This is a genomic window from Nostoc sp. DedQUE12b, assembly GCF_034530835.1.
GTDB lineage: Bacteria > Cyanobacteriota > Cyanobacteriia > Cyanobacteriales > Nostocaceae > Nostoc.
Genome location: NZ_JAVRCI010000024.1, coordinates 34,829 through 47,883, shown reverse-complemented (window position 1 = coordinate 47,883; position 13,055 = coordinate 34,829). Strand labels below are relative to the sequence as shown.

11 protein-coding genes are annotated in these 13,055 nt (G+C 42.1%); 6 read left to right on the top strand and 5 right to left on the bottom strand.

Annotation, left to right across the window (positions count from 1 at the left end):
- Positions 1-29: 29 nt before the first annotated feature.
- Positions 30-506: a hypothetical protein gene (locus tag RMY16_RS14525; protein WP_322736932.1), complete on the bottom strand. Its 477-nt coding sequence runs from the start codon at positions 504-506 to the stop codon at positions 30-32.
- Positions 507-638: 132 nt separating this feature from the next.
- Here RMY16_RS14525 and RMY16_RS14520 point away from each other — a divergent pair, with 132 nt between their 5' ends.
- The 3 genes from RMY16_RS14520 (at position 639) to RMY16_RS14510 (ending at position 3,082) form a co-directional block, all read left to right on the top strand.
- On the top strand, positions 639-1,544 hold the full coding sequence (locus tag RMY16_RS14520) for a YihY/virulence factor BrkB family protein (protein WP_322736931.1): 906 nt from the start codon (positions 639-641) through the stop codon (positions 1,542-1,544).
- A gap of 80 nt (positions 1,545-1,624) precedes the next feature.
- Positions 1,625-2,131, top strand: coding sequence for a DUF4112 domain-containing protein (locus RMY16_RS14515; RefSeq protein ID WP_322666751.1), 507 nt, complete (start codon positions 1,625-1,627; stop codon positions 2,129-2,131).
- 18 nt (positions 2,132-2,149) lie between these two features.
- Positions 2,150-3,082: an alpha/beta hydrolase gene (locus tag RMY16_RS14510; protein WP_322736930.1), complete on the top strand. Its 933-nt coding sequence runs from the start codon at positions 2,150-2,152 to the stop codon at positions 3,080-3,082.
- A gap of 558 nt (positions 3,083-3,640) precedes the next feature.
- Here the strand turns inward: RMY16_RS14510 and RMY16_RS14505 are convergent.
- Entirely contained in the window at positions 3,641-4,291 is a 651-nt protein-coding gene (locus tag RMY16_RS14505) for a hypothetical protein (protein WP_322736929.1), read from the bottom strand.
- Positions 4,292-4,491: 200 nt separating this feature from the next.
- The gene (locus RMY16_RS14500; protein ID WP_322736928.1) at positions 4,492-5,592 is read right to left on the bottom strand and encodes a D-alanine--D-alanine ligase family protein; all 1,101 of its coding nucleotides are present in this window, start codon (positions 5,590-5,592) and stop codon (positions 4,492-4,494) included.
- A gap of 310 nt (positions 5,593-5,902) precedes the next feature.
- Between RMY16_RS14500 and RMY16_RS14495 the strand changes: the two genes are divergently transcribed.
- Positions 5,903-7,594 (top strand): NAD-binding protein, encoded by a 1,692-nt coding sequence (locus RMY16_RS14495; RefSeq protein WP_322736927.1) that lies wholly within the window; start codon positions 5,903-5,905, stop codon positions 7,592-7,594.
- A 40-nt stretch (positions 7,595-7,634) separates the two neighbouring features.
- Here RMY16_RS14495 and def read toward each other — a convergent pair whose 3' ends face one another.
- Positions 7,635-8,165 (bottom strand): peptide deformylase, encoded by a 531-nt coding sequence (def, locus tag RMY16_RS14490; RefSeq protein WP_322704675.1) that lies wholly within the window; start codon positions 8,163-8,165, stop codon positions 7,635-7,637.
- A gap of 101 nt (positions 8,166-8,266) precedes the next feature.
- Entirely contained in the window at positions 8,267-9,508 is a 1,242-nt protein-coding gene (locus RMY16_RS14485; RefSeq protein ID WP_322736926.1) for an HhoA/HhoB/HtrA family serine endopeptidase, read from the bottom strand.
- Between the two features lie 255 nt (positions 9,509-9,763).
- On the opposite strand from RMY16_RS14485, the gene dnaA reads away from it, so the two are divergent.
- Positions 9,764-11,146, top strand: a complete 1,383-nt coding sequence (dnaA, locus tag RMY16_RS14480; RefSeq protein ID WP_322736925.1) for a chromosomal replication initiator protein DnaA — start codon at positions 9,764-9,766, stop codon at positions 11,144-11,146.
- Between the two features lie 590 nt (positions 11,147-11,736).
- Positions 11,737-12,900, top strand: coding sequence for a DNA polymerase III subunit beta (gene dnaN / locus RMY16_RS14475; protein WP_322668869.1), 1,164 nt, complete (start codon positions 11,737-11,739; stop codon positions 12,898-12,900).
- Positions 12,901-13,055: the final 155 nt, after the last annotated feature.

Genomic DNA, 13,055 nt, shown 5'->3' with positions numbered 1-13,055 from the left:
TCAGTGACCGAGGGGCAGAGGGGATAAACTTACTGCAACTTCTCCCCTGCTCCCCTGCTCCCTACCCCTGCTCGTTCGCGTGTCAAGCTATCAATAGCATCACCCAAGGCAGTAGTCAGGCTATTGCGGGTTTGGGCGTGGTTGTCCTGCTCAGTTTTCAAAGCTTGCAAGAGGCGATCGCGTTCTTTGATCGCGGTGATGAGTTTAGCTTGCAAATCTTCCACAGATTTTAGTTGTTCTATTTCTTGTTGAATCGCTACTGGTGTCCCAGCAGGCAGTGTGTCTACTTCAAAACCTTGGAGTTTATGCAGTTCTGCCTTGAGGGAGGCGATCGTCTGTTGGGAAAGTTGGGCATCTGTGCGGCGTTGTTCTGCTTCTGTATTGTAAAGCTGACGCCATTTTTGGGCACTCTCCCAAGCCGTATCGCGCTCGTGTTGCAGCTGTGCCATCTGCTCTTTGATTACCTGGATTTCTGTCAACCACTGTTGTGTTAAATCTTGATTCATAGATTAATAGTCATTAGTTAGGAACTTTCCCCCACTTCCCACTCGGTATTCTTGCGGTAGAAAGATAGATGCGATCGCTACGCAAAATTTAGCACAGTAGTTAATCAACCCAACCAGTTTTAACTCTAAATTATGCCAAAGCCTCGTTTTTTTCACTTCTTTGGCCACCTCAATTGGCGCACGATTAAAAAAACTTTTTCCAGGACAATCGAAAGGCGACTTTTTGGACTCGCCTCGGAAATTGCCTACAATGCAATGCTATCGCTGTTTCCAGCAATTCTTGCTATTATCACAGCTATTGGTTTATTGGCAGAATCTTTACAAAACACCTTTAAACAACTGGCAGTGCAACTAAGTCAAGTCTTACCGGAACAAGCCTTGGATTTGATTCGTGATTTTGCCACCACAGAAATTACCAACTCCAAAAACAGCGGTTTGTTTTCTCTAAGCTTTGTATTAGCAATTTGGGCTGCTTCTGGGGCGGTAAATACAGCTATGACAGCCCTCGATCAAATCCATCAAATTCCTCCAGAAAACATCCGCCCTTTTTGGAAAGCCAAGCTCGTCTCTCTGGGATTAACGGTTGGTACTATGTTGCTTTTAGTATTGGCTTCTTTCTTAGTGTTTACCAGCGATTGGCTATTGGGAATAGTAGTACGTGAAAATGCTTCTTTAATCTTTTTGTTACATCTTTGGCAGCTGTTACGCTGGCCTTTAGCTTTAAGCATTGTTGCTGTCGCCTTTGGCTTTGTCTATCGCTATGGGCCAAGCAAGTGGGACTCAGGCACGCCAATGATGCCTGGAGCAATTTTAGCAGCTGTTTTTTGGGCAATGTTGTCTGCCCTATTTCGGCTGTATGTGGCGAATTTTGGCAATTATAATAAAGTATATGGTGCTGTAGGAGCTGTGATAGTTTTAATGCTCTGGCTGTCAATGAGCGCTGCTGTTCTGTTAATCGGCGATCAGTTGAACGTGACTGTCGGCGAAGATATGCGCTTAAAAGCCCAGCCGCAATCGAAAGTAAAATATTATTCGTAAATCCCTGAGAAAATGATTGCAAAAGCTCAGTAGGGGAGTAAAATATCTAACGATTCAATACAAAGTTAGCGATCGCCTCCATGCCTGATTCTCCTCCTCGATTTCCGATGATTGAACCTGATGCGAAAGCACCCACCTTGAAACGCCTGCGTCAGTTAAGTCGGCTGCTGGATAATGTTATTACCATTCCTGGCACAAAAATTGGTTTTGGTTTAGATCCAATTTTAGGATTCATACCGATTGGTGGTGATTTTTTGGGAATAATGTTTTCTAGCTACATCATTCTAGAAGCAGCGCGGCTAGGCGTATCTAGAGCTACTCTAGGTAAAATGGTTTTGAACGTAATCATTGATGGCTTGGTAGGCGCTGTCCCAGTTTTGGGAGACTTTTTTGATTTCGCCTGGAGAGCTAACACTAATAATATCAAGCTGTTGGAAGAATACTTAAAGTTTCCCAGCGAGCAAAAGAGTGCAGACAGATGGTTTATCTTTGCCGTTTTAGTTGGATTATTGCTAATCTCCATTGTCTTAGTAGCATTGCCTGTGATACTAATTAGAATCTTGTGGAACGCCTTAACTGGCGGTTAAATTTTTATTGATAAAAGAATGAAAGATTGGTGGCAAGCTACTTTTCCCAAAGGTCGGCAAAGTCTAGTTATTACTGATGCTAAAGGTTATCCTATACAAATTGCTTATGGCGAAAAAGGTACAGGTAAACCGCTAATTTTGTTACATGGAATGGGGAGTTGGAGCTACAATTGGCGCCACAGCGTAGCAGCATTATCTAAATATTACCGAGTAATTTGTTTTGATGCTAAAGGTTTTGGTTTTTCCGAAAAACCATTGTCTCGTAGAGAACACAATGGTCATCAAGTTATTGAGTTTCAAAGAATTATTCAGGCATTATGTGATGAACCCGCAGTGATTGTGGCCGAATCTCTGGGGGGATTAGTTGCCCTTGCTCTTGCTCAAGAAAATCCGCAGTTAATCGGACGGCTGATAGTAGTAAACATACCTGTTTTTGCCGAACAGCTACCCCATTGGTCTATGTGGTTGCTTGCCAAAACGCCCCTAGAAATAATGCAAACAATTGACTCGTTACGTCTGACATATCTGTTTGCACCTCTATTTAGAGAAGTTATGGCAATAGAAAGACGTAGGGTATTATTCGATCCCTCAATCTTGACGCAGGAAGATATCTATTGGATAACTTACCCGTTTACTGAATTGCCTGGTACGATCGCAAAAGTTGCTGAAGAGTTACAAATAGCCGCGCGAGAAATTGAGAATTGGCAAGCAAATAAGCCCAATATGCTCACCAAAATTCAAAATAATCTGAGTGCAATTAAGTGTCCTACATTAGTTTTGTGGGGTGAGCAAGATAGTTGGTTTCCTGCTAGTCATGGTAGAAAATTACATCAACATATCCCCAATTCCAAATTACAGATTTTATCTAACTGCTGTCATGATGCTTCAACTGGCGCTTCTGAGGTGTTGAATAAAACGATTCTTGAGTTTTTACAAGATACTAACTTCTAAAGAAGAATTCAGACTCCTGAATTCTATTTCGATAAAAAGAGAGTGGGAGGAAGCATATCAGTCAGCTTTCAAACTCCCACTCTACCATTTGCTGCTGAAGTGAACAGGAATGTATACAGACGTTACCCGTTAGTTGGGGGCTAATGCGTAGTTCAACAACGCCTGCACGCATTTAATATTCCTGTTGCAGCAAATGCCAAACCTGATTATTGAATTTATTTACTGAGATAAATACTCTGCAAATAATTGTTATAGATAGCTTTTTGTTTTTGTAAATCACTTAGTAAATAGTGTTTTACAAAAGGAATTTGCTTAGGTGGTAGCCCCTGATAATCAAACCCTTGAAGTCGTTTATCTTCATACAATTTAACTTGAATCATCAAAAGCTGGTTGCCATTTTGGCAAGTTTTTAAATTTTCTAATTGCTCATATCTAACTTTTTAAAAGTAGTCAAACCGCTATATAACAAGATTCCCGACTTCTTAAATAAAGTCGGGAATCTAAGCCAAGCTAATTGGCAAAAAGTATTAGTTTAACGGGGTTTTACTTTACGTAGTATTAATACTGGCGTAAAATAGCAGACAATGAACTATTTTTACGAAGATCCATCAAGTCTGCTAAGGGTTCTGTGCGCGTATCCAGGTGGTGCTTATGTTCTGCTGGGAGAACAGTTACCAGATGCTTTGTTTTAGGTTGCATCTGCATAAGGGGCATTAGTTGTGGCTGTGGCACAAAAATTGGCTGACTCTTGGGAAGATTTGGTTCCAATTTTTGGTGATGCTTCTGTGCCAAGCGTACCTGATGGCGATTAATCTGTTTTTGAACTTTTTGCGGTTGCTTGGTGCGGTTAAGCATTCGGAAAATCAGCAATGAACCACCACCACAACTGAGAACGATCGCAGCAATCATCCATAAAGGTGTAGGATTGCTATTCTCAGAGGGCGGACTGATTGGTTCTTCAACTATAACTGGGATTTTTTCTGGTTCTTCTTGTGGTACGGGGCCAGCATTACCTAAGCTATATAAGGCAAAGGTGCCACCTCCCAGAAACATGGCTAAACACCCAGTCAACAATAGCCAAGGATGATGTGCAACCAGATATATCAGAACATTCGAGCTGTTTCTTAGTCTCGATTTCCTGTTTGTCAGCTCTGGAGTAGCCCTTTTTAATTGGGTTCGCTCGCGCTGTACACTCTGACTTTTTTCCATGATTACTTTCAGATTTGTACCCCTCTAGTCAATAAATTGTACTGGAGGAGTCAAGCATCAGGTATCCGTAACAAAGTTGAGATTTTAGTAGCTTTTTTGTAAAACATAAGTTACAAAATCTGGCTAATTTTTGCCAAAGTTCTGTATTTATCGTGACTTTTTACCGTAATAATCTAAAATTAGTTCGCTTATTTCCTCTGTCAGCTAGGAGAATGCCTTTCAAGAGCAAGTTGAATTAACCGATCTACTAATTCTGGAAAGGAGACTCCACTATGGGCCCAGAGTTGAGGATACATACTCGTCGCAGTAAAGCCTGGTAACGTATTGATTTCGTTAATAAATACTTCTTGTGTTGCTTCCACATAGAAAAAATCTACCCTTGCTAACCCAGCAGCGTCAACAGCGGCAAAAGCTTGCAAAGCCATGTCCTGAATTTGACGAGCGATCGCATCTGGAAGCTGTGCGGGGATCAGTAAATCTGCTCGACCCTCAGTATATTTAGTTTCATAATCATAAAAATCGCTGTCATAAGTAATCTCTCCAATGACAGAGGCTTGGGGTTGCTCGTTACCTAAAACGGCACACTCAACTTCTCTAGCGACTACTCCAGCTTCTACAACTAGTCGGCGATCGTAACTGGCAGCACTATCTAAAGCAGCTTCTAATTCTTGGCGCGATCGCACTTTGGCAATACCCACCGATGAACCCAAATTAGCAGGCTTGACAAAAGCTGGATAACCTAATGTTGCCTCAATTTCATCACACAGTTTCGGAAATACGCAAGGATTAGACCAAACCTGCGATCTAGTTACCGCCTTGTATTTTACCTGGGGTAATCCCGCTTGCTCAAAAGCCATTTTCATGGCAATTTTATCCATTCCCATTGCCGAACCTAACACCCCAGAACCGACAAAGGGGACTTGCATCAAGGTGAGTAACCCTTGAATTGTCCCATCTTCACCGTTAGGGCCGTGGAGGATGGGAAACCAAACATCTACTTGGGCAACTTGAGAGGGAGATTGCCAATTGCTCAGAGTTTGGGCTTGAGGGTTGGATGTCAGATTTCCAACAGATGTTGATTCTGCCGATTCCAGTAGCGGATTGCCGGTGGTTAAAACCTTTTGGGGTGCTTCTCCTGCCAGCCAGTGACCATTTTTTTGGATGTAAAAAGGCAATATTTCGTACTTACTAGCATTTTCCTCTGCACTCAAGGCGTTAGCGATCGCCCGTGCTGATTTGATCGAAACTTCATGTTCTCCCGAACGACCGCCAAACAGTAACCCCACCCGCAGCTTAGTCATTTTCGGCTCCTCCACACTTCTCAAGCAGATAGCGTATCACAACCTACAAAAATTGCCATATTTTTCTAGATTATTTTATTGCCTGTTCAAACCCTGCTTGCTCTCCATTTCTCACAAGCTTGAGCGGAAAAAGGGGCAAAGAGGCAGAGGGGAAAAACTTACCGCAACTTCTCCCCTGCTCCTCTCCCCGCTCTCTGCCTCTAATTGAAACAATCGTGTTGTCAGCTACAGTTATATTCCAGGAAAGTAAGCAACAATATTGATAATTAACTAGAAATGCAGCCCTACCTGTAAAAGATGCTGCCGTTTCATGAAACCCAGAATTATTGTTTGTGGCTTAGGACGTACCGGATATAAAACCTTTCGTCTGCTGAGACATCAGGGAGCCTTCGTTGTTGGCATTCATCACCAATTTATCCCCGGCGAAACAGCAGGAGATGTGATTGTTGGAGATTTACAAGCAGCTTCTACCCTAACAGCAGCAGGAATTCAACAGGCACACACTTTAGTCATCGCTGGATCTAAAGATGCTCTGAATTTATCTATTATGATGCAAGCGCGGGTGCTGAATCCCCAGATTCGGATTATCAACCGTTTTTATAATACAAATTTAGGAGAGCGCCTAGATCAAAGTTTGCCAGACCATTTGAGTATGAGTGTTGTCGGATTAGCAGCACCCGTATTCACCTTTGCAGCGCTGGGAAACCGAGCGATCGGACAAATCAAATTATTTCAGCAAACTTGGCCAATTCACGAAGAATACATCGATGAAAACCACTTCTGGAGAGGTTTAAAGCTGAGTGAATTGTGGGAAGACCGATCGCGGATGCTAATTTATTACTTACCAGTTAAAGGTGAGATGGATTTGGTATCAGCTGTCATAGCTGGCCAAGAAATCCAAGTAGGCGATCGCATAATTATTGGTACACAACCCCGCATCCGTTCCCCCCGGAGATCGTTGATTAGAAAACTGCTAAAAGTTATGACTAATTTTAGGCAGTTTCAGGAACACGGGCGATCGGTAGTGGTGGGTGCTATTGCACTATTGACGGTTATTGCGATCGCTACATTCACCTATATGTCGGCTGAGTTGAGTTTGTCTCCTGTGGATGCTCTATATTTTTCTGTAGGCATGATTACGGGAGCGGGTGGTAATGACAAAGTAGTAGAAAATGCTCCTAACAGTATTAAGTTATTTACTGTTGTGATGATGCTGATTGGAGCAGTGGTGATTGGTATTTGGTATGCCATGCTCACCGATTTTGTCTTAGGCAGCCGCTTTAAGCAATTTTGGGATGCAGCCCGAATTCCCCAGCGATCGCACTACATTGTCTGTGGCTTAAGTGGTATTGGGGTGAGAATTGTTCAGCAACTCCACGCCAGCGGACATGAAGTTGTCGTCGTTGAACCCGACTCCAACAGTAAATATATCAACACCGCCCGCGAACTCGGTATCCCTGTGATTCAGGGTGATGCCAGCTTCCGCACAATACTCAAAGCTAGCAATATAAACTCTGCTGCCGCAGTGATTACTGTTACTAGCAATGATGCTACCAATTTGGAAATTGCCCTCAAAGCCAAAGGTTTGGCACCCAGTATTCCGGTGATTGTTCATTATGGCGATCCTGATTTTGCTGGCATAGCCCAACAGCTATTTGGCTTCGATGCAGTGCTGAGTCCGGCTGAATTAGCAGCGCCAGCTTTTGCTGCTGCTGCGCTAGGGGGACGTATCCTGGGCAATGGCATCACAGCCGATAGTCTTTGGGTAGCTTTTGCCACTGTAATTACAGCTTCACACGTCTTTTGCGGTCAATGGGTAAAAGATGTTGCGATGTCTGCTGATTGTGTACCTTTGTACGTAGAAACAAATCACCAAACTCTTCATGGTTGGGATTTATTAGAAACCAATCTCAGTGATGGTGATGTTTTATATATGACAATGCCAGCAACTCGGCTATATCAATTATGGCGGGGCGAGCAAGTTTGCGAATCACACGCTTAAATTTGTCATTTGTCATTAATACACTACTCCCCACTCTTATTTATTTGTTAACTACTCGTTGTTGATATTCTTGCTCGGTAATCATATCGAGAGTATTCTCTAGGCGATCTACAAATACGATACCGTCGAGATGATCGTACTCGTGTTGAAAAATCCGAGCGATAAAATCGGTTAATTCTTGTTTTTGTAAGTTGCCTTCAGAGTCAGTGTATTCGACTTCAATAGATTTATAGCGAGGAACTAACCCCCTAATTCCTGGAACACTTAAACAACCTTCCCAATCTTTGACAACTTCAGTTGAATGAGCAATGATTTTGGGATTAATCATGGCAGTAGGTTCCATTTCCGGGGCGTTGGGATATCTGGCATTAGGACGGGAAGCCACAATAAATAAACGATAGGATTGTGCTACTTGAGGCGCAGCGATTCCCACACCGTTAGCCTTGGCAACAGTGGCGATTAAATCTTCAATTAATTTTTGGATCTGCTCATCTTGAATATTTTCAACCCAAGCAGCCTTTTGGCGCAATGTTGGATTGCCTAATTGAATTATTGGCGCTAATTCAGTCATGATAAAGCTCCTTTAGGTAATGGGGCATTGGGCATGGGGCATGGGGCATGGGGCATAGTATGTCAGTTATTTTTCAAATGACAAATGACAAATGACTAACATCATCCTTCACGTCTAACAGGCAAAGGAGCAGGTTGAACTCCTACTTGGACAATTTGCCCATTGCGTTCCACTTCTATGGGTAATTTAGTACCGATTTTGCTCTTTTCTACTAGCCTTTGTACTTCTTCAATTTTAGTAACAGGCTGGCTGTTAATGCTTTTAATTACATCACCGACTCGTAGTCCAGCTACAAATGCAGGCGATCGCGGCACAATCTCAACCAGCAAAACGCCTTCATCTGCTGTAAGATTTAAGCGATCGCCTGCTCCATTTTTTATCTTTTCTTTAATTTCTGGTGTCAGTGTCACCATCTGCACACCCAAATAAGGATGATCCACCTTACCTGTAGCAATTAATTGCTGGGCAATCCTTTGTACAGTGTTAATAGGGATAGCAAATCCCAAACCTTGAGCGCCGCGAATAATAGCTGTGTTCATCGCAATTACCTGTCCACGAGCATTAAGCAATGGCCCACCAGAATTACCAGGGTTAATCGCTGCATCCGTTTGGATGTAATCAACCCGCTTGTCACTAGCACCAATATCGCTACCAGAACGACCTGTGGCACTAATAATCCCAGAAGTGACGGTATTATTCAAGCCTAACGGGTTGCCAATAGCTACTACTGCTTCTCCTGGTTGCAAGGTATCGGAGTTACCCACAGCTAGAGTTGGCAGATTATTAGCGTCAATTTTAATCGCAGCCACATCAGTTACCGGATCTTCACCAAGTACTTTCCCATCAAAAGTTCGGCCATCTTTGAGTGTGACAGTCACTCTATCAGCACCATCTACCACATGGGCATTAGTCAAAATCTGCCCTGAAGAATTAATAATAAATCCAGAGCCGCTACCACGCTCTACCCTTTGTCTAGACCGTGGGTTTCCCTCTCCAAAAAACCGCCGGAAAAATGGATCGTTAAATTCGTCTGGTACACGAGAAGTGATTGTTCGGGAAGAATCAATGCGAACTACCGCAGGCCCCACCTGTTGCACTACTTTCACGACAAAATTAGGATCTCCAGACGAAGAGAAAATCTGCGGGGGGACAATTACCGGATTAGGTTGTGTTGTGTTTTGGGCTTGAGTATCGCTTTGCTGATTATCAACAGTCCTAGCAGGTAGAAGAGAGCAGCTCCCCAGGAACACCACTGCTACCCCGTATGAGAGCATCCACAACCTATGGGGTAAGCCCCTGGTTTCAATCTTTTTGGGCGCTGAGTGATGGTTTGTTATCTTCATGTGTTGTTGCTTCTCCGTGTCAATGAGAGTGCTGAGTTAAAAGTGCTGAGTGCTGAGTTAAAAGACCGCTCATAATAAAGGGACGAGACATATACTGAGTACAAAAGCTCTGATAAATTTTTGCTTTACTCAGCACTCAGCACTCAGCACTCAGTTTGCTTACAACTTAAAAGCTTATTTTAGGTCTAGCGTGTCTCAATGCTAAATTAGTGCTTTCTCTTCTATTGTGACGATTAGCAGCAAAGGTGGTGGATAATGGAAATTCCCATAGAAAGTCTGTGGAGTCAGGTACTAGAGCGCCTAAAGCTTGAACTATCCCGACCTACCTTTGAAACTTGGATCAAAACTGCTAGTGCAGAGCGATTAGAAAATAATTGCTTGGTTATCCGCACTCCTAACCCATTTGCTCGTAATTGGTTACAGAAGTATTACATCAATACCATTGCTCATGTAGTCCAAGATATTCTTGGCCATCCGGTGGGAATTTATATTACCGTTGCTCAAGGTGATGAAGTTTCTCATTTTAGTGAACGAGAGGTTGCTTGGGAATCACCAAATTCCAGCAGTATTTCTGAACCTGTTGCTAATCACAATCATAAAACTACTGACTTAAACTCTAAATACGTCTTTTCGCGATTTGTAGTTGGTGCTAACAATCGTATGGCTCATGCTGCTTCTTTAGCAGTTGCAGAATCTCCAGGTAAAGAGTTTAACCCTTTATTTTTATGCGGTGGTGTCGGCTTGGGTAAAACTCATCTGATGCAAGCTATTGGTCATTATCGCTATGCAATTTTTCCTAATTGTAAAATATTTTATGTTTCTACTGAGCAGTTTACTAATGATTTAATTACAGCCATCCGTAAGGATAGTATGCAAAGCTTTCGAGAGCATTACCGGGCGGCTGATGTTTTATTAGTTGATGATATTCAGTTTCTTGAAGGAAAGGAATATACCCAAGAGGAATTCTTTTATACTTTTAATACTCTACATGAAGCTGGTAAACAAGTTGTCATTGCTTCCGATCGTCCACCTAACCAAATTCCTAGCTTGCAAGAACGTCTTTGTTCTCGGTTTTCTATGGGCTTAATTGCCGATATCCAAAAGCCGGATTTAGAAACGAGAATGGCAATTTTGCAGAAAAAGGCTGAGGATGAAAATATTAGTCTTCCCCGCGATGTGATTGAGTATATTGCTTCTAACTATACTTCTAATATTCGAGAATTAGAAGGAGCTTTAATTCGGGCGGTGGCTTATATTTCTATTTGGGGTTTACCAATGACGGTGGAAAATATCACACCAGTTTTAGAACCGCCTAATGAAAAAATGGCAGCAACCCCAGAAGCAATTTTAAAAGTTGTGGCGGATAATTTTGATGTTTCAATAGATGACCTCAAAGGTAACTCGCGACGAAGAGAGATAAGCTGGGCGCGTCAATTAGGAATGTATCTCATGCGCCAACACACAGCTTTGAGTTTGCCGAGAATTGGTGAGGAGTTTGGTGGTAAAGACCATACAACGGTAATCTATAGTTGCGATAAAATTACCCAACTCCAGGAGAGCGATCGCACTTTAGCACAAACAATCCGCCAACTGAGCGATCGCATCAATATGACTAGCCGTTCTCAAAAACCATCTTGAAGATTTATTTTAAGTTTTCCACAAGCAGCAGTCTGAATTATGAATTTTGACGGCTGAAGAATTAGTCAAGAATATTAAGTAACGTCTAAAAATTGATTAAATTTAACTTATATTGTGCAAAAAACTGGGGAAAACTTGATATTCTACAGTCAAAATTTATTTAAGTATAATTACCTTGTGGAAAAACTCAAGTAGTTTTCCACAAGTTTTCCACAAGGTAAACTTGCCTAACTATAATTGCAATAGACATTATGGAATTTTCTAGTAATCCATTAAGTTTGCTGAGTTTGTAGTAAGCGCTTTAGCACTCAAATCAAGGACTAAAGTCCTTACTACAAACTTATTCACCCATCAAATAATAAATGGGATGAGCCATCGCCTTTGCCTTAACTTTTACGATAAAATAGCCCCTTAAAGCTCAATACGGTTTGGATAAGCATTTTGAACTCAGATTTTAAGGGGATTAGGGAATCAACAAGTGCCTAAAATCACAGCTAACTACTTTTCAAACAACCTCTTAAGCAACTTCGTTAGCGATCGCCTATAAACATAAGGATGTTAGGATATCTTTCACTAGCTGCATCTGACTTATGAAATTAGTTTGCTCCCAAAGCGATCTCAGTACAAACCTCTCACTTGTTAGTCGTGCAGTACCTTCACGACCAACTCATCCAGTACTTGCCAATGTGCTGTTACAAGCGGATGCTGAAACCAACCAAGTAAGCTTAACAGCTTTCGATCTCAGTTTGGGAATCCGCACCAGCTTTAACGCAGAGGTATGGCAAAGTGGGGCGATCGCACTTCCTGCTAAGTTACTTGTAGACATCACCTCTCGTCTTCCAGAAGGCGAAATCACTCTAGATGATGAATCAGCCGTGACAGGTGCAACATCTGGTGGAGAAGGTTTAATAGTCACACTCACACCCAAAAGTGGACATTACCAAGTCCGAGCAATGGGGCCGGAAGAATTTCCCGAACTACCTATAATTGAAAATACAGAAGTAATCCATCTCACCACCACTGCATTAATTGAGGGATTACGCGGTTCATTGTTTGCTACGAGTGCTGATGAAACCAAGCAAGTACTCACTGGTGTGCATTTAACAGTTAAACAAGACACCCTAGAATTTGCAGCTACAGACGGACATCGCCTCGCAGTCGTAGAAACTAGCAACGAGCGTCCTCTAGGCGGAACTAGTCAACTAGAAGTGACAGTACCAGCAAGAGCATTACGCGAACTTCAACGAATGTTAGCTCATAGCGCCTCATCAGATGAACCTGTAGCTTTATATTTCGATCAAGGTCAAGTTGTGTTTGCATGGCAAAATCAACGCTTGACTAGTCGCACATTAGAAGGGCAATATCCTGCTTATCGACAATTAATTCCCCGCCAATTTGAGCGACAAGTAACAATTGAACGGCGACAATTTGTCAGCACTTTGGAACGGATTGCTGTTTTAGCCGATCAGAAAAATAATATTGTCAAGCTCAGTATTGATAGCGAAGCTCAAGAAATTACTTTATCTTGTGAAGCTCAAGATGTGGGCAGTGGTAGAGAGTCGATGCCAGCACAAATTTCTGGGGAAAATATTGAAATTGCTTTTAATATTAAATACTTGATGGAAGGCTTGAAAGAGTTGCCATCCTCCGAAATTCAAATGCATTTAAATCAAAGCCTAACTCCAGTCATTTTTACACCATTGGGTGGTTTGAAAATGACCTATTTAGCTATGCCGGTGCAACTTAGAAGTTAGAGGTTATTTATCAAATAAAAATCCAATTACTGTAGGATGAAATGTTATTTAACCCTGATTTAGATCCCCAACTTCTTCAAAGAGTCTGAGATCGGTTAATGCACTTCACTTAAAGGTAAAAGTCTTTGCCAATGACAAATGACTAATGACAAATG